Below are 18,173 nucleotides of genomic sequence, written 5' to 3'. Positions count from 1 at the left end.
CTCTTTAAGGCGTTGTTATAAAAATCAGAAAAATGAACGAAGATTTAAATCAGCCCAAATTATATATGCTTTTGCTTGGATCAAAAGCACCTAAAAGAAATGTAGAACAGCACGACTATTTCTTCGGAATAGCCACCTCATTAAAGGAACTCGTGCCAGAGATTAAGGCATTCTGGCCCGAAGCCGGAGCAAGTATTCATGTTGATGGATGGCGAGAAGTAAATCAGGTAGATGGTTATCAAATTAACATTCTTCCTAAAGATGCTGAACAAAAATCTTCATTACATAAATTATTCTTTACCAATCTGGGCGGTTATCAGGCAGGTAAATTAGCAGAACAGCATTACATTGTATTAAGTGTAAAAGATGATAGGGCTTCTGCCATTCAACATGCTAAAAAAACTGTATTCTTCAAAACCAATTCCATAAAAGGTGCAAATGCACATATTGATGAAAAATACGGTATTGATATTGATGACATTTATCGGGTAGAAGAAATTTTAAGTCCGGTTTTCAAGGCAAAATATCATATTGAAATTACGCCCGATTCAACTTTACCAGAAGATGAGATTCATTTAGGTTACTTTAAACTTGATAAACTTTAAATCAGTTAGCATTTGCATTTGTCAAGAAGTATCTGCCTAAAAAACCATTCCGTAATTATCATGTTATTAGATGATAACAAAATCAATAAGATATGAAAAAGTTAATTTATGTAATGGCAGTTTCCGTTTCAGCTTTGGCATTTCAAGCATGCAGCGGTGGAAACAAAGATGCTAAAGAAAGTGCAGACAGCTTGAACCAAAGTAAAGACACCACTACCAATGTAGCGGCAACCGGAGGGATTGCTGTTGATGAAGCCGATTCAAAATTTGCTACAACAGCTGCCGTTGGTGGTATGGCTGAGGTAGAATTAAGTAAACTCGCACTACAAAAAAGCAGCAATGCCCAGGTAAAAGAGTTTGCTACCATGATGGTTACCGATCATGGTAATGCAAATGCAGAGCTAACTGAAATTGCAAAAACAAAAAACATTACACTTCCTACTACAGTTGATGCCGATCACCAGAAAAAAATGGATGATTTAAGCAAAAAATCAGGAGCAGATTTCGACAAAGCATATGTGAGCGATATGATTGATGGTCATAAATCTACCTTAAAATTAATGGAAGATGAATCTAAAAACGCAAAAGACACTGATTTGAAAGCCTTTGCAACCAAAACTGCACCTATTGTGCAAAGTCATTTGGTTATGATCAATAAGATTAATGATTCTATGAAGTAATCTTCAGGATAAAGTAATAAATAAGTATAGAACTTAAGCGTAAAAGAATCCCGAGGTTATCCTTCGGGATTCTTTTTGTTTTGAATAGTTCTAAGTACTTCCATAGAAGCCACTTCAGAGAAATCAATGCCAGAATAATCTGGATTATAGCCCCCGATATATGGCACAGCCATTATATAAATCCGATCATTTGCCTGTCCATCCTGCCCTACCACCTGAAAAGCATCATTAATGGTAATGCCCGGAACCTTTAAAGCATATGAACCATCCTTATTTTTTTCTACCAGCTTGTTTCCTTTTTCTACTTCTTTTTTTCCAATACCAGGTGATTTAAAATTTAACAGAGCAGGGCTCACAGCACCACCCTTTACCAATCCTTTAAAAGGGAAATCATCATACAATAAGTGTGGCTGACCAATGCAACTAATAAAAGTTTTATAGTGGATTGATATTTTCTTTCCATTATCATCTGTATAAATATAGGTTGCACCACCCTCTTCTTTAGGCTCTACAGAACTATCTTCACCTACAGATACAATTTCGAGTACACCAGCATCATGCAAGGCCATTAAATCTCTGCATGAACTTTGCGGCACGAATGCAATGACAATAGAAATCAGCGGCATTAATACTTTCTGTAACCGCTGCATATCTTCCGCACATAAATATTTTGCCGGATAATTCATAGCAAAACTCAGAACCGCTAATGCCTCCTTCCAATAAATGGATTCTTCACGTTTAATTGATTTTTCAGCCTCTTCATATTCTTTTCTAAACAAGTCAAACGGTGGAACATTTTCCCGGTAAGACATCATGGCCTCCACAAAGGTTTCCAGATCCATATCCTTTATTTTTTGATAAAAGGCTGGATTTCTTTTTATAAACTGATCTTTAAAGTTCTTTTCAAAAACAAAATTTAATGGAATAAATCCACCGTTTTCCTTAATATTTTGCTGAATCTCGGCTTTACTTAAGGTTTCATCTTTTCCCAAATGCGAATCTTCCAGGTGAAAACGAATGGCCGGAAGCAAGCCATTTCTGGAGTGCATCACAATTTTGAACTGATTACTGCTTTCATTGAGGATAAATTTATATGTTCCATCCTCTTCTGCCTCAAATACACCATTATTACGGGCTAGCGTTCTAATGGCATCTATAGCCGTAAGAGAAGAGCCCATAATGGCTATCGGGTGATTGACTTGTTTTGCCAGTTTTTTTGGTGGATATGGAGAATCATAATATTCTGGAATTTTACCTTCATGCTTTTTAGGCCAATTATGTCCAACACATACAATAATATGATCAAAATATATGATGTCTTTTCCATTTACTTCAACACCTACATTATTTTTAGCCGGATCATCAATGATATCAGTTACCTGAGTATTAAGATGAATTTTAGTAATCATCCCTTTATCATCTGCGGCTTTTTTAAGCAATTCGAACTGTGCAGAAAGGTATTCACCAAAAAACAACCTTGGTAAAACTTTATACTCATTAAACGTATCAGAATTAATATTAAACTTCTTTAACAATGGTTTTGGCGCCATCTTAACCCAATCCTCTATAGAATTAAAGATTACAGGAATCTCATTATCAGATACATTGGTAATGTGTTCCTCATTGGCACCTTCTGTGCTGTAAGGCATTCCAGATCCAAGCGTATCTTTTCTTTCGAAGATTTCAATTGTGAGGTTTCTAATTCCCGATTCAACCAATCTTTTATACATAAAAAGGCCACTAGGACCACCGCCAAGTATGGCTATTTTTAATGGGTTAGCTTTGTTAGTCATTTAATAAATAATGATAGTTTTTAATCTGTTATTGAAGCAATATTTACAGCACTCAATAGCGATCATTCTTTACACAATCTTAAAAACCCTAAATTGTTTTGTTCAAAATTAAAATCCTTTGGCTAATTAAAAACAGAACATCATTTATAAAAATATATACCCTTTTCTAAATGCAATAAGGTGGTGCAGCAATACCAATGAAAGGTGAAAATGATATAAGAAAAATGAATAGAAAAAGAGAAAAATAAAATTACATTTAATCTAAACCAACTTTAATCTAAGTTGTTTATCACGTAATTCATTCATGTTTGAGCGCATGTTTGGGTTTAGATAGAGGGATAGGTTTTATAACCTGTCCCTTTTTGCTTTTAATAAAGTGGCAAAGAGAAATAAAAAGTAGAACCAACATCCTCATTACTTTCTACCCATATTTTTCCATTATGGCGTTGAATAATTTCGGCACTAAGATACAGGCCAATTCCAAAACCCGAAATGGTGTGGTTGCTTTGAACACGGTAATAACGATCAAAAAGTTTCTTGGCATCATCACTAGAAATCCCAATTCCCTCATCTTTAACACTAACAATTACGTCATTATCCTTAACCTCACAATTAATCTCAATACTACTTCCGTTAGAAGAATATTTGTGTGCATTGCTCAACAGATTAGAAACCACGCTACCAATTTTATCCCGATCGGCATAAATGGAAACCTCGCATGATTGTGCAAAAATAATCTCGTGTGTAGAAGGCGATATAAATGTTTCATCAACTGTTTCCTGTAAAAGCTGATCTAACCTGAAAGAAGTTTTATCAATCATTAACTTACCTGATTCTAATCTGGATACATTTAGAAAACCATTAATCATGGCCGTCATTTTCCGGATTTGAATTTGGGTTTTCTCTAATGCATTATGCGCATACTGGTCATCATCAATTTTTGATTTGCGTTGTAATACCTGTACAAAACCATTTATTGCTGTTAATGGTGTTTTCAATTCATGGCTTACCATGCCTATAAAGTCATTTTTACGAAGTTCATCCAGCTTACGTTCGGTAATATCCATAAACATGCCTGAGTATTCAGCTAAATTCCCCATATCATCCAAAAAGACTTTTCCGGTAGCCCTAATCCATTTCTCTTCTCCTGTACGCAAATTATTAATTAAATATTCATTATCGCTGGATGAATGATGGTTAAAGGCATCCTCAAGTGTTGATAAAAATATTTCACGGTAATCTGCATCAATGGCTTTTAACACTTCATCCATAGCAACTTCACCATCCATATCTAAACCAAGTAACTCACGAACAAAACCAGACATTGAAATTTTATGCGTATTTGGATCAATGCTCCAGGTACCCATTTTTCCAGTTTCAATAGCTTGAAGAAGCTTTTCTTCACTGTCTGATAACTTTCTGATGTATTGAACAAGATCCTGATGTGTTTGAGCCAGTTCCTCATTAGTAGCAGCCAGCTCTTCATTGGTAGCGGCAAGTTCTTCGTTTGCAGCAGCCATTTCCTCGTTAACTTCCTGTAATGCTTCCTGATGCTGTTTTCTTTCTGTTACATCTGGCCCCACAGTGGCCAATACAACAAATTCATTTGTAATCGGATCTTTAATAGAAATCCCGTTCCATTCTACCCAAAAAGGTTTTTTAGTTCTTTCGTTCCAATAACGAATTTCATGCCTGAAGTTTCCAAATTCCAATAAGCTTACCAAAGCCTTTTGTGCAAAATCTCTATCTTCAGGATACACACAATCTAGTATTGTTCTATTTTTTACAGTATCCCATCCCAGCTTTTTCAAAGCAATTGGGTTGGCATAAGTCATCTCGTAATTTATGTTAGCTAAAGAAATAAATTCAGAGCTTGCATCAACCAAAGCACTAAGATTTTGCCTTTCTAGTTCAGCCAGTTTACGATCAGTAATATCTATACAAGAAGTGATGTATCCGGCAAAAGTACCATCAGGATGGAGCCGAGGTGGCCCATTAGATAAAAGCCAACGGTAATCACCCTCCTTGCTTAAAATCCTGAACTCGCCGGCAAAGGCTGCTTTTTTTTCTAACGCAGAAAGGTAAATATTAACATATGCTTCCTTATCCTGAGGATGAATCAAATCTACCCAGCCAAATGCCAGCAAATCGTTCATAGATCTCCCGGTAAGCGTCATCCAGGGTTTATTAAAATATATGGCATTTCCATTTTCATCACCAACGGCAATAAAGATTTCAGTTCCTTCTGCCATTGTTCTAAAACGCTCCTCGCTTTCAGAAAGTTCCTTTACACGTTCTGCCACCCTAACCTCAAGTTCAGTATTCAATACATGTAAGCGATTTTGTGCTTTTTGTAATTCTTCGTTGGTAGTAGAAAGCTCTTCGTTCATAGAAGCAAGTTCCTCATTTAAGGCCTGCTCTCTGTTTAATGCTGCTTCTTTTTCTGTGGCAAGCTGCATGGCTTCTCTTTTAAGAAACCTTTCACTTACATCAATCGCCGTATGAAGAATACAAATAACCTCCCCAGCATCATTTTTTATTGCACGATATTCAAAATCAAAATAAAAAGTTTTTATTTCGCCATTAATATTAAGATCTGCAGCAGTATCTTTTCCACCAATCACAAGCCCTTCATTCCATACCCTTTTAAACATATCAATAAAAGGTTGGCCTTTAAGCTCAGGAAGTGCATCGGCTAATGATTTACCAATTACACTTCTATCCTTGCCCCAAATAGCCAACATGGCATCATTGGCTTCCTGGATAATGGCATCTTCTGTTACATGTATCGCTGTGGCGGTTTGGGTGAGATTAAAAACCTGGAGTAATTCGGTACTACTTAAAAAATACGATGGGCGACTCATTCTACATTTTAGGGTAAAAGGTTAAAAATATACTTTTTTGAGAAATAATGCAGTAAGTTTTTAAAATAAGCAACTCCAATTTCCTCTGTGATGATAACAGATAAAATAAGTATTTTAACATCTCGATTTAGGAAACCCAAAAACACCATAAATGTTTTGCCACGCCCAATTTAATTTATTCACATTATCCACACGATGTGTAAAATTATTTTGCATATTAAAACTAACATTTCACTAAATTGTTCTTAGTAAAAAAAGCGACAAAAAAGTCCTGTGAGCGGGAGATCCGCGGAGGGCAGGCACACCATAAAAAGGTTACTAAACCTTAAATGATATATAGCCACTTATTAAAAAATAAGTGGCTATATTCTTAGAAAATTCAGAAGGTATTAAATCTACTTCCTGCTTCATTAATAATCACCATTCGTAAGTGATATCTGGTAATTTAGATCGTTAGAATCATATCAAATTTTCTAGTTAGACTTATATTTCAATTAATGATTTTGCGCACAATTATTTTAAATATATTTCCCAATCTTCAGGAACATAAAATGTTTTTGCTTTAATCTATCAAACGAAATATTTTTTACATCGATTTAGATTTTTTTATCAATACCTAGCATAAGCTATTATTGATACATGAACGTTTCCGCTCTTCTGTTTTTTAAAGGCATTTTATGCTGATCTTCAGCATTAGCCTCTTCTTCTTCAACACTTAACAAACTGTTGTATTTTTCTAATAAATGAATGTACTTATTCATCCAAAAGTATACTGAGTTTGAATCGGTAGATAGTTTATCACCAGTTTCTGCAAGTCCAGTGGCCTCTGTATTCCTTTCTACAAAAATATCAGGAAAAGAAATGGAAAGATTCTGTCCTATTGACTGTCCAATCTGCCATATAATTTCTTGATTAAGTTTGTCTTGGCCAAACCAATTGTAAATTGTTCTTCTGCTTACATTCAGTTTCCTGGAGAGTTCACTAATTCCCATTCGATTTCGGCGAACTATTCGCTCTAAAATCTCACCGTGTCTTAATTTTGCTGTCATTGAGATAATTAATTTTAAGTTTAAAAATTCAATTAAATCAATATCGGGGACGATTGACAGAACGAAAGTATGAAAATGTGAAGGATTATGGTTAATATGGTTGATTTTTTTGACTTATGTCAACATTTTCAAGAGTTTTTGACAATAAAAACAGTAAAAACACGTAAACCGTATCTTTAATAATACAATTTTCTTAATCAACTGTTAAAGATAAAAACTAAAGCAACCCGTTTTTATCAAGAGAATTTTGATGCTGGAATATATGATCTCATCATAATCATTGCTAACTGTAAATAAGAAGTTACGGTGCATTACTTTAAAATTTGCAATATTTGAACATTCCTTATTTCATACAACTCACCAAAAATGATTAAAAATTTATACGCCTGTTTATTAATAGCAGGTGCTTGCACTTCATTAAACGCATTCGCACAAGATGCGATTAGTTATCAAACACCACCTAAAGAAATTGCAGATTTATTATTGGCCAAACCAACGCCGGCAGTAAGTATAGATGGCAAGGCAGAATGGATATTATTTAGTGAACGAAATTCTTATCCCTCAGTTGAAGAATTGGCAATGCCAGAATACCGGATTGCCGGTTTAAGGTTAAATCCAAATAACTATTCTCCAAGCAGACAGAACTATATCAATAACTTTAGTCTGAAAAATATTAAAACAAACCAAACTGCCCAGGTTACAGGCTTACCAACGCCTTTATATGCCGGCAATATCAGCTGGAATCCTGCAGAAACTAAAATTGCCTTTACCCAAACTACACAAAAGGGAGTAGATTTATATGTTATAGATGTAGCTACAAAAAAAGCTGTAAAAACCAATAAAGCATTTTTAAATGTAGTATTAGGGAGCGGATTAACCTGGCTAAATGATAATACGCTAATTTACCGTACCGTAACCCAGCCTGCAAGCGCTGCACCTAAAAAACCTTTAATGCCTAAAGGCCCTACTATTCAACAAAACCTGGGCAAAGCTGCACCAAGTGCAACCTATCAAGATTTAATTAAATCGCCCTTTGATGAGCAGTTGTTTGAATTTTTCGCTACCTCACAATTGGTTAAAAATACTGCTGGTATAGAAACACCAATTGGCAAACCAGCAATTTATGCTAAAGTAGATCTATCACCAGATAAAAATTATATGATGACGGAAACTATCAGGAAACCATTTTCCTATCTGGTTTCTGCATTTGGTTTCCCATCAACCATCAACATCACCGATTTAAATGGAAAAACCATTAAAACCATTGTAGAATTACCCTCATCAGAAGGAACACCATCTGGTTACGACAATACACAAAATGTTGCCCGTGGCTTTGAGTGGAGAGATGACGAACCAGCAACACTAATTTGGGCTAAACCCCTGGATAGTGGCTTAATAAAAAAGAATGTTCCTTTCCATGATGCAGTTTATGCTTTAAGCGCCCCTTTTACGGCTGGCGAAAAAGAATTATTCAAAACCCAAACCCGTTACCGTGGCGTACAATGGGGAGATGAAACCCTGGCTTTAATTATGGAAGGCTTACGCAGTAAGCAAACCAATAAAGTAAGCAGGTATAACCCTACTACAGGTGCAGTAGAAGAATTATATACCCGTAACCAAACTGATGCTTATGGCAACCCAGGCTCGCCCGTAACAGTAAAAAATAAATATGGCCGCCAGGTAATTAAAACGATTGATAATGGCACCAAATTATTGATGAATAACCAAATAGGCTCATCAGAAAAAGGCGATTTACCTTTCTTAGCCAAGTTTGATCTCGCATCAAAAAAGAATGAAATTATTTGGCGCAGTGCAGAAGGTACCTTCGAATATGTGAGTGATGTAATCAATCCTGATAAATTGATTTTATTAACACGCAAAGAGAGCCAGAAAATGGTGCCTAACTACTTCATTAAAAACCTGGTACTTCGCATAGCAGATCAACCCATTACAAACTTTGCCAATCCCTACCCCTCACTTGATGGCATTACCAAAGAAAAAATTTCATACAAACGTGCAGATGGTGTAGATTTAACAGGCGATTTATATTTACCAAAAGGATATAATAAAGCTAAAGATGGTCCGCTACCAACGCTAATCTGGGCTTATCCACGTGAATTTAACTCAGCAGCAGATGCTGCACAAATCCGAGGATCTAAAGATAAATTTACCAACATTAGCTGGGGTTCGCCAATTTATTGGGTAACCCGAGGATACGCCATTTTAGACAATGCAGAAATGCCAATTGTAGCAAAAGATGGTAAAAAACCAAATGATACCTTTATAGAGCAGCTTAAATTAAACGCAGAAGCAGCCATTAATAAACTATCTGATTTAGGCGTTGGCGATAAAAAAAGAATGGCTGTTGGTGGTCACAGTTACGGCGCTTTCATGACAGCAAACTTACTGGCACATACCGATCTTTTTGCCGCAGGCATTGCCCGCAGCGGTGCATACAACAGAACACTTACGCCATTTGGTTTTCAAAATGAAGAACGTACCTACTGGCAGGTTCCACAGCTTTATTATGAAATGAGTCCGTTCAGTTATGCCGATAAAATTAAAACACCATTACTGTTAATTCACGGCGATTCTGATGATAACCCAGGTACCTTCCCTATCAATAGTGAGCGTTTATTTAACGCCATAAAAGGTGCCGGCGGAACCACCCGATTTGTATTCTTACCTTATGAAGCCCATGGTTATCGTGGAAAAGAAAACATCCTGCATACCCTTTGGGAAGAAGACCAGTGGTTAGAAAAATATGTAAAAGGGAAGAAATAATTTGCTCCCAATGATATACCCCTTAAAATACCGGCATCTGCTGGTATTTTAAGGGGTATTTTATTTTCATAGCTATTTACCAAATGAGCTCATATTTGCTTAAGTGACTAAGGTGGTAGAAATTAAATAATTAACTTAAGCACTTAAGACTGCAAAGCTTATGTTGCCTACTGGAAACCTTATATTGCTTACTGCAAACCTTATGTTGCTTACTGCAAACCTTATATTGCTTACTGCAAACCTTATTGTTCCTTAAGCAAACCTTATGTTGCTTACTACAAAGCCTATATTGGTTACTGCAACTTTTAAACTTTCATCTCCTTTTAGCCTTATATATCCTTAAATGCCTTATATGGTTAATAAATTGATACTATTGCTTATTTACAAAAGATAAACTTATACTACCATCCCCTTATATACATAAATAGGCAATTGTTAACTACAACTCCATATTGTTTTTTACCACACAAAAATTAGATATATTTGAAATATGGAAACCGCAGAAAAAACAAACACTCCTCACATAGGTAGAAAAATTAGCCGCATAAGAGAATTACGTGGTATGAAACAAGAAGCCTTAGCCATAGAACTTGGCATTAGCCAGCAAGCGGTAAGTAAATTAGAACAGAGCGAACAAATAGAAGATAACACTTTAGATAAGGTTGCTACGGTATTAGGTGTAAGCAAAGAAGCAATCAAGAACTATAGTGATGAAGTAGTTTTTAATGTCATATCCAACACCTATCATAACTCCAGTAGTGATCATTCAACATTGATTGCAAGTTCAGTAAATTATCAGCCAACATTTAATACTGTTGAAAAAATCGTTGAACTGTACGAGCGTTTACTATCAAGTGAGCGGGAGAAAATAGAAATTTTAAAAGGGAAGTAAATCATATTTCCTTACATATTAATAACATTAATCTGATCATTAAACAGCAGATGCCTTCAATTTTTTGGAGGCATTTTTGTTTAATGGTTTTTGAAGTAAAAAATCAATATTTGAGTAAGCTATACGTTAAAATATTAAAGTAAATTTAGCCACCAAACATTGAACATTAGTACTAACTTATTTGTTAACAACATATGGACTACATAGATTACTATAAAATCCTCGATTTAAAGAAAAGCGCATCAATAGACGATATAAAAAAAGCTTATCGAAAATTAGCCAGGAAATATCATCCAGATTTAAACCCGAATAATGATGAGGCCAATAAAAAATTTCAGCAGATCAACGAAGCCAATGAAGTTTTAAGCGATCCGGAGAAACGTAAGAAATACGACAAATATGGTAAAGACTGGCAGCATGCTGATCAGCTCGATGCGCAACAGAAACAACAGCGACAATACCAATCGCAAGGCGGAGGCTATGGAGGCGGTGGTTATTCTGGCGGATTTGGTGGAGATGATTTTTCAGACTTTTTCTCTTCCATGTTTGGTGGCGGTGCAGGTAGAAGCAGTAGGCAATCACCTTTTAAAGGACAAGATTATAATGCCGATTTACAGTTAAATCTTAAAGATGCATACACCACACAAAAACAAACACTAACAGTAAACGGAAAACAAGTACGCATTACCATCCCGGCCGGTGTAGAAAACGGACAAAAGATAAAGCTTTCTGGTTATGGAGCACCCGGCGCCAACAATGGGCAACCCGGAGATTTATACATTAAGTTTAACATCAGCGAAGACCCTAAATTTAAACGCAAGGGTAATGATATCTACATACAGGAAGAAATTGACCTGTACACCGCCGTTTTAGGAGGCGAAAAAATTGTAGAAACTTTAAATGGCAAAGTAAAGCTTAAAATACCAGAAGGTACACAACCCGATTCAACGCTACGTTTAAAGGGAAAAGGATTTCCTGTTTATAAAAAAGCAGATCAGTTTGGCGATTTGTATATTAAATGGCAAGTTAGACTCCCTACCAATTTAAACCAGGAGCAAAAAGAACTATTCGAAAAACTTTCTAAAAGCTAATAAATGATGAGAAATAATCTAATAGCACTACATGATATATGTGTATATCATCATGTAGAGATCGATTTCATCCAATCACTCGAAGATTTCGGTCTCATTAAAACCACTACTCAAAAGCAATTAACATTTTTAAGTCTTGATGAACTGATGAAACTGGAGCGATATGTTCGTTTAGCTAAAGATTTAGATATTAACCTCGAAGGCTTGCATGCCATTTCACAACTTTTAAATCAGGTAGAAACCATGCAAAACGAAATCAATACTTTAAAAGCAGAGTTAAATCATTATAAACAGTTTAATTAATTAGGCTAAAACATTGTGCAATAAATTGTACTTGCTATGTTCAGCCAACTACAGCTATTTTTAAAGATTAGTTCTTAAATTGTACTATCAAATATAACTACATGAATGAGTCATCTAAATTTATCGAAAAAATAAAATCATCCTATGCCCCAACAGGTTCATATATTTATTTAGGTGCGGGAATTTTAGATGGACAAGTTTACAGCGAAGCCGAAGTTAATTTATCATTAAAAATGATGAACAGGCATGGCTTAATTGCAGGTGCTACAGGAACAGGAAAAACAAGAACGCTACAATTACTGGCAGAACAGTTATCAGATGCCGGAGTACCAGTATTTATGTTAGATGTTAAAGGAGATTTATCTGGTTTAAATCAGCCAGGCTCAGTTAATCCTAAAATAGAAGAACGTGCCCAGCAGTTAAACAAGTCCTTCGTGCCTGCAGGTTTTCCTTTAGAAATCTATTCGCTCTCTGGAAAAACAGGCGCACAAATGCGGGCAACTGTATTTGAATTTGGCCCCACGCTTTTATCAAAAATATTAGACCTCAACGATACACAAGCTGGCGTAATGGCTGTTATTTTCAAATATGCCGATGATAATAAAATGCCAGTAATAGACCTGAACGATTTAAAAAAACTCGTTTCTTATCTATCAGAAGGTGCAGGTGCCGCAGAAATAAAAAGTAGCTATGGCAGTATTTCTACCTCAACATCAGGTACAATTCTGAGAAAAATTGTGGCAATAGAACAGCAGGGATTAGGTGGCATGTTTGGAGAAAAATCTTTTGACATTGAAGATTTATTTGAACGTGTTGACGGAAAAGGTACCATTAGCTTACTTAATATTGCTGATGTTCAAAATCAACCCGTATTGTATTCGACCTTTTTATTAAGTCTGCTCGCCGAACTGTTTAGTACAATGCCCGAAGTGGGAGATTTAGATAAACCCAAATTAGTTTTCTTTATTGATGAAGCACATTTATTATTTAAAAATTCATCAAAGGCCTTTTTAGAACAGATTGAAACCATTATCCGATTAATCAGATCAAAGGGAATTGGCGTATTTTTCTGCACCCAATCTCCAACAGATGTACCAGAAAGCGTATTGGGTCAATTAGGTAACCGGGTTCAACATGCGCTTAGGGCATTTACACCAAACGATGTAGATGCGCTTAAAAAAACGGTAAACACATATCCTAAATCCGATTTCTATGAAATAGATAAGATATTAACCTCACTTGGTACCGGACAAGCACTAATCACCGTATTAAATGAAAAAGGAATCCCTACTGAAGTTTCAGCAACCATGCTTACTCCTCCACGCGCCACAATGGGGTCCTTAGCATCCGCTGATTTTGAAAAGTTGATACAAGGTAGCCAGATGTTTAGCAAGTATAAAGATTTAATCGATCCTGAAAGTGCCTATGAAATTTTAACAAAAAGAATCAATGATCAGGCGGCAGCAGCAGAACAAGAAAAGCAGGAAAAAGAGTTACAAAAAAAAGAAACACAAGAAAATAAGGCCAGACCAGGAGAAAAAAGTTTGGTAGAACAGGTAATGGGTGCAACCATCACTCGCCAAATTGGCAAAGAAATTGTTAGGGGTATATTCGGAATGCTAACTGGTAAGAAAACCAGATCCAAAACTGGCGGTTTTTTTGGCTTTTAATCCTCCAAAATAATTAATATTAATACAATAACATTTAACGCTCCATTAATTTTTATAAGATGAAACCAACTCTATTGATATTGGCTGCCGGGATGGCAAGCCGTTATGGCAGTATGAAACAAATTGATGGCTTTGGCCCAAATGGCGAAACCATTATTGATTACTCCATATATGATGCAATTAATGCCGGATTTGGCAAGGTTGTATTTATTATTAAAGAAGAATTTGTAGATAATTTTAAATCTATTTTTGAGCCAAAATTAAATGGCAGAATAGAAACAGAATATGTTTTTCAAAATTTCGACTTAAAACAATTCGGCATAGAGGAAGAAATTTATAGAGAAAAACCATGGGGAACTGCTCATGCAATTCTATCAGGAAGAAATGTAATTAAAGAGCCTTTCTGTGTAATTAATGCCGATGATTATTATGGTTTTGATGCCTTTCAAAAAATGGCTGATTTCTTAAACACAGAAGCTAACGACAGCAATTATTCTATTATAGGCTATGAAATTGGTAAAACACTTTCTGAATTTGGTTCGGTATCAAGAGGTGTTTGTAAAGTAGACGAATCTGGTAACTTATCAGAAATTGTAGAACGTACAAAAGTTTATCCAAAAGACGGAAAAATTTTCTACGAAGAAGATGGAGAAGAATTTCCGTTAGATTTCAGTACGCCAGTGTCGATGAATTTCTGGGGCTTTACGCCAGCTGTTTTTGAAATTACAGAAGGCTTGTTTAAGGAATTTGCAATGGCTAATAAAGATAAACCTAAAGCAGAATTTTTTATTCCACTAATTGGCGAAAATCTGGTAAGAAACAATACAGCTACTTTTAAAGTTGTTCCTACTTCTAATAAATGGTTTGGTGTAACTTATAAAGAAGATAAACCATATGTTCAGGATTCTATAGACCAATTGGTTAAAAACGGAACGTATCCTGAAAAACTATGGAGCTAAATTTAGATTCAGAAGTATTAAAAGCTTATGGATTTACAAAAGTAAATACAATAATAACACCAATAGGTACGGGCTTAATTAACCGTACCTATTTGCTTTCACCAGTATCTGAAGAAAACAAATTCATTCTTCAAAATATCAATACCAGTGTTTTTAAGCATCCACAAAACATTGCCAGTAACCTCAAACTAATCGCAAATTACCTGGCAACAAAATACCCCGCTTACCTTTTTATCAAACCTATTTCTACCTTTGGTGGCGAAGAAATGGCATTTATAAATGGTGAATATTGGCGGTTATTACCCTACATCTCCCACACCGTTTCTCTAGAAGTGTTAAATGAGCCACAGCAAGCATATGAGGCAGCCAGGCAGTTTGGAAAATTAAGCCGCTTGTTAGCAGATTTTGATACCAACACACTTCAGGAAACCATTCCAAAATTCCATGATTTAAGCCTGCGTGTAGATCAGTTTGAAAATGCCTTAAAACTAGCCCCTACTGAATTAAAAATTATTGCGAAACAGCAAATAGAAGATGCAACTTCACAAAAACACCTGCTTGATTACTTTAACTCTTTTAGCCATCGCGAAGACTTTCCAGACCGTGTGATGCATCATGACACCAAAATAAGTAATGTGCTTTTGGATGCAAAAACTTTTAAAGGTGTTTGTGTAATCGATTTAGATACCATCATGCAAGGCAAATTTATATCAGATTTGGGTGATATGATGCGTACCTATCTATGTGCCTTCTCTGAAAATGAAACCGATTTAAGCAAAATCAACATTCGGTTACCCCATTTCGAGGCAATGATTAAAGGTTATCTTTCCGAAATGAAAAGTATTTTAACCGAAACAGAAAAGAAATTGATTTTATTCTCAGGCAAATACATAATCTACATGCAAGCCTTGCGCTTCTTAACTGATTTTTTAAACGGGAATACTTATTACCCGATTAATTATCCGACACAAAATTTAGACCGGGCAAAAAATCAGTTTAAGTTACTTCATGAACTATCCGTAAACGAAAAAGAATTACAGGATATTATTGAATCAAATCTATAAACCACCTAACCTTATAGGTTTAGAAATATTTTAAAACCAAAAGCGTTTCGAACCTAATTAGAAACGTTGGAATCAAATCTATAAGGTTTTAAAAACCTTATAGGTTTAGAATATTTTAAAACCAAAAAAGCGTTTCTGAACTTAATCAGAAACGCTTTTTATATAATCCCAAGACTTTCGACTCAGGACTTCAGACTCAAGACTTATTTCTTATCGTCTTCTTTTACTTCTTCAAAATCAACATCAGTAACGTTATCGCCACCACCTTGAGGTTGACCATCAGCTTGTGGTTGTTCACCACCTTGAGGCTGACCGCCATCTTTGTACATTTCCTCAGATGCTGCGTTCCATGCATTTTGCAATTCAGCTTGTGCTGCATCAATATCTGCAAAGTTACGTGATAAGTGAGCTGCTTTTAATTTCTCTAAACCAGATTCGATTGGCGCTTTTTTATCAGCAGATAATTTATCACCAAACTCTTTCAATTGTTTTTCAGTAGAGAAGATTAAAGCATCAGCACCGTTAATTTTATCTGCTTCTTCTTTTTGTTTAGCATCATCAGCTGCATTAGCTTCTGCTTCTTCTTTCATTTTTTTGATCTCAGCATCAGTTAAACCTGAAGAAGCTTCGATACGAATTTTTTGCTCTTTACCGGTAGCTTTATCTTTTGCACTTACGTGTAAAATACCGTTAGCATCAATATCAAAAGATACTTCTACCTGAGGCACACCACGAGGTGCTGGTGGAATACCATCTAAAATGAAACGACCAATTGTACGGTTTTGGTTAGCCATTGGGCGTTCACCTTGTAAAATATGGATTTCTACTGAAGGCTGGTTATCAGCAGCTGTAGAGAAAGTCTCTGATTTTTTTGTTGGGATAGTTGTATTAGACTCAATTAATTTAGTCATTACACCACCCATAGTTTCAATACCTAATGATAAAGGCGTAACGTCTAATAACAATACATCTTTCACATCACCAGTTAACACACCACCTTGAATAGCAGCACCAATTGCTACAACCTCATCAGGATTAACACCTTTACTTGGCTCTTTACCGAAGAAAGCTTTAACAGCATCCTGAATAGCAGGAATACGAGTTGAACCACCTACTAAGATAATTTCATCGATATCGCTAGTGCTTAAACCAGCATTTTTCAATGCAGATTTACAAGGCTCAATAGTACGTTTGATTAAGCTATCAGCCAATTGCTCAAATTTAGCACGAGATAATGTACGCACTAAGTGTTTAGGGCCGCTAGCATCAGCAGTAATATATGGCAAGTTAATTTCAGTAGAAGTTGTGCTTGATAACTCAATTTTAGCTTTCTCAGCAGCTTCTTTTAAACGTTGTAACGCCATTGGATCTTTCGCAAGGTCCATGCTGTTTTCTGATTTAAATTCATCAGTTAACCAGTCGATAATAATGTGGTCAAAGTCATCACCACCTAAGTGAGTATCACCATCAGTAGATTTTACTTCAAAAACACCATCACCTAATTCTAATACAGAAACGTCATGAGTACCACCACCACAGTCAAACACAACAATTTTCATGTCTTTGTGTGCTTTATCTAAACCATAAGCTAAAGCAGCTGCAGTAGGCTCGTTAATGATACGTTTTACAGATAAACCTGCAATTTCACCTGCTTCTTTAGTAGCCTGACGCTGAGCATCATTAAAGTAAGCTGGTACAGTAATTACCGCTTCAGTAACTTCCTGACCCAAGAAATCTTCAGCAGTTTTTTTCATTTTCTGTAGAATCATTGCAGAAATCTCTTGTGGAGTATATTTTCTGTCGTCGATTTCTACGCGAGGTGTGTTGTTATCACCTTTAACAACTTTATAAGGTACACGTCCAGCTTCTTTCGCACTTTCGTCGTAGCTGCTACCCATAAAGCGTTTAATCGAATATATCGTTTTTGTTGGGTTGGTTATAGCCTGACGTTTAGCAGGCTCGCCAACTTTACGCTCACCGTTTTCTGCAAAAGCAACAATAGACGGTGTAGTACGTTTACCCTCACTGTTTGCGATAACTACAGGCTCATTGCCCTCCATTACGCTCACGCAAGAGTTTGTTGTTCCTAAGTCTATTCCAATAATTTTTCCCATTGTATTTATATTTTCTTTCTTTTTATTATTCTAATTTCTACCTATTAAACAATGCTTGTGCCAATCGGGTTTTGGCAGAAAATATGCACAAAAGACTGATAAAATGTAAAAAATAGGCCTAAAGTTTACTGACAGCATGACAGAACTAAGATTAAATGTAAAAGTTGAAAGGTTAAAGCTTAAAGACTAAAGTTAATATTGAAAGACTAAAGCTAATTTAGAGTCTAATGATGAGGTTAAGATTATATTGTAAGTTAGCTTACTATTCAAGCAACAGGTTACCAGATAGAATATCCATTATAAAA

Annotated in this window: 13 protein-coding genes; 9 read left to right on the top strand and 4 right to left on the bottom strand. The window is 35.7% G+C overall.

The features are described from left to right. Window positions 1-32: 32 nt before the first annotated feature. Both AN34_RS04525 and AN34_RS04520 read left to right on the top strand, forming a co-directional pair. On the top strand, window positions 33-605 hold the full coding sequence (locus AN34_RS04525) for a DUF1543 domain-containing protein (protein ID WP_029282742.1): 573 nt from the start codon (window positions 33-35) through the stop codon (window positions 603-605). Between the two features lie 92 nt (window positions 606-697). Next, window positions 698-1,285 (top strand): DUF4142 domain-containing protein, encoded by a 588-nt coding sequence (locus AN34_RS04520; protein ID WP_029282741.1) that lies wholly within the window; start codon window positions 698-700, stop codon window positions 1,283-1,285. A gap of 56 nt (window positions 1,286-1,341) precedes the next feature. Here the strand turns inward: AN34_RS04520 and AN34_RS04515 are convergent, their stop codons facing one another. The 3 genes from AN34_RS04515 to AN34_RS04505 form a co-directional block, all read right to left on the bottom strand. Then, the gene (locus tag AN34_RS04515) at window positions 1,342-3,078 is read right to left on the bottom strand and encodes an FAD/NAD(P)-binding protein (RefSeq protein ID WP_029282740.1); all 1,737 of its coding nucleotides are present in this window, start codon (window positions 3,076-3,078) and stop codon (window positions 1,342-1,344) included. A 368-nt stretch (window positions 3,079-3,446) separates the two neighbouring features. Then, the gene (locus AN34_RS04510; protein ID WP_051666232.1) at window positions 3,447-5,942 is read right to left on the bottom strand and encodes a PAS domain S-box protein; all 2,496 of its coding nucleotides are present in this window, start codon (window positions 5,940-5,942) and stop codon (window positions 3,447-3,449) included. A 629-nt stretch (window positions 5,943-6,571) separates the two neighbouring features. After that, window positions 6,572-6,991, bottom strand: coding sequence for a transcriptional regulator (locus AN34_RS04505; protein WP_029282739.1), 420 nt, complete (start codon window positions 6,989-6,991; stop codon window positions 6,572-6,574). 366 nt (window positions 6,992-7,357) lie between these two features. Between AN34_RS04505 and AN34_RS04500 the strand changes: the two genes are divergently transcribed. The 7 genes from AN34_RS04500 to AN34_RS04470 all read left to right on the top strand — a co-directional run bounded on the left by AN34_RS04500 (window position 7,358) and on the right by AN34_RS04470 (window position 15,754). After that, complete coding sequence (locus tag AN34_RS04500; protein ID WP_029282738.1) at window positions 7,358-9,775, top strand: S9 family peptidase; 2,418 nt, start codon at window positions 7,358-7,360, stop codon at window positions 9,773-9,775. A 490-nt stretch (window positions 9,776-10,265) separates the two neighbouring features. Continuing rightward, window positions 10,266-10,667, top strand: a complete 402-nt coding sequence (locus AN34_RS04495; RefSeq protein WP_029282737.1) for a helix-turn-helix domain-containing protein — start codon at window positions 10,266-10,268, stop codon at window positions 10,665-10,667. A gap of 194 nt (window positions 10,668-10,861) precedes the next feature. After that, window positions 10,862-11,758 (top strand): DnaJ C-terminal domain-containing protein, encoded by an 897-nt coding sequence (locus tag AN34_RS04490; protein ID WP_029282736.1) that lies wholly within the window; start codon window positions 10,862-10,864, stop codon window positions 11,756-11,758. Window positions 11,759-11,761: 3 nt separating this feature from the next. Next, window positions 11,762-12,061, top strand: coding sequence for a chaperone modulator CbpM (locus AN34_RS04485; RefSeq protein ID WP_029282735.1), 300 nt, complete (start codon window positions 11,762-11,764; stop codon window positions 12,059-12,061). A 101-nt stretch (window positions 12,062-12,162) separates the two neighbouring features. After that, entirely contained in the window at window positions 12,163-13,731 is a 1,569-nt protein-coding gene (locus tag AN34_RS04480) for a helicase HerA-like domain-containing protein (RefSeq protein WP_029282734.1), read from the top strand. Window positions 13,732-13,790: 59 nt separating this feature from the next. Then, window positions 13,791-14,690 (top strand): sugar phosphate nucleotidyltransferase, encoded by a 900-nt coding sequence (locus tag AN34_RS04475; protein WP_029282733.1) that lies wholly within the window; start codon window positions 13,791-13,793, stop codon window positions 14,688-14,690. Further along, entirely contained in the window at window positions 14,681-15,754 is a 1,074-nt protein-coding gene (locus AN34_RS04470; protein WP_029282732.1) for a phosphotransferase enzyme family protein, read from the top strand. The genes AN34_RS04475 and AN34_RS04470 overlap by 10 nt, the downstream gene beginning before the upstream one ends. A gap of 203 nt (window positions 15,755-15,957) precedes the next feature. Here the strand turns inward: AN34_RS04470 and dnaK are convergent, their stop codons facing one another. Next, window positions 15,958-17,868: a molecular chaperone DnaK gene (gene dnaK / locus AN34_RS04465; protein ID WP_029282731.1), complete on the bottom strand. Its 1,911-nt coding sequence runs from the start codon at window positions 17,866-17,868 to the stop codon at window positions 15,958-15,960. Window positions 17,869-18,173: the final 305 nt, after the last annotated feature.

The organism is Pedobacter sp. R20-19 (genome assembly GCF_000708265.2).
In the GTDB taxonomy this organism is placed as follows: Bacteria; Bacteroidota; Bacteroidia; order Sphingobacteriales; family Sphingobacteriaceae; genus Pedobacter.
The sequence above is the reverse complement of the archived record's forward strand: the minus strand, read 5'-3'. Positions and strand labels throughout refer to the sequence as shown.

Coding starts and splice junctions, on each gene's coding strand:
- AN34_RS04525 (WP_029282742.1), top strand. CDS start 33: ATGAACGAAGATTTAAATCAGCCCAAATTATATATGCTTTTGCTTGGA.
- AN34_RS04520 (WP_029282741.1), top strand. CDS start 698: ATGAAAAAGTTAATTTATGTAATGGCAGTTTCCGTTTCAGCTTTGGCA.
- AN34_RS04515 (WP_029282740.1), bottom strand. CDS start 3,078: ATGACTAACAAAGCTAACCCATTAAAAATAGCCATACTTGGCGGTGGT.
- AN34_RS04510 (WP_051666232.1), bottom strand. CDS start 5,942: ATGAGTCGCCCATCGTATTTTTTAAGTAGTACCGAATTACTCCAGGTT.
- AN34_RS04505 (WP_029282739.1), bottom strand. CDS start 6,991: ATGACAGCAAAATTAAGACACGGTGAGATTTTAGAGCGAATAGTTCGC.
- AN34_RS04500 (WP_029282738.1), top strand. CDS start 7,358: ATGATTAAAAATTTATACGCCTGTTTATTAATAGCAGGTGCTTGCACT.
- AN34_RS04495 (WP_029282737.1), top strand. CDS start 10,266: ATGGAAACCGCAGAAAAAACAAACACTCCTCACATAGGTAGAAAAATT.
- AN34_RS04490 (WP_029282736.1), top strand. CDS start 10,862: ATGGACTACATAGATTACTATAAAATCCTCGATTTAAAGAAAAGCGCA.
- AN34_RS04485 (WP_029282735.1), top strand. CDS start 11,762: ATGATGAGAAATAATCTAATAGCACTACATGATATATGTGTATATCAT.
- AN34_RS04480 (WP_029282734.1), top strand. CDS start 12,163: ATGAATGAGTCATCTAAATTTATCGAAAAAATAAAATCATCCTATGCC.
- AN34_RS04475 (WP_029282733.1), top strand. CDS start 13,791: ATGAAACCAACTCTATTGATATTGGCTGCCGGGATGGCAAGCCGTTAT.
- AN34_RS04470 (WP_029282732.1), top strand. CDS start 14,681: ATGGAGCTAAATTTAGATTCAGAAGTATTAAAAGCTTATGGATTTACA.
- dnaK (WP_029282731.1), bottom strand. CDS start 17,868: ATGGGAAAAATTATTGGAATAGACTTAGGAACAACAAACTCTTGCGTG.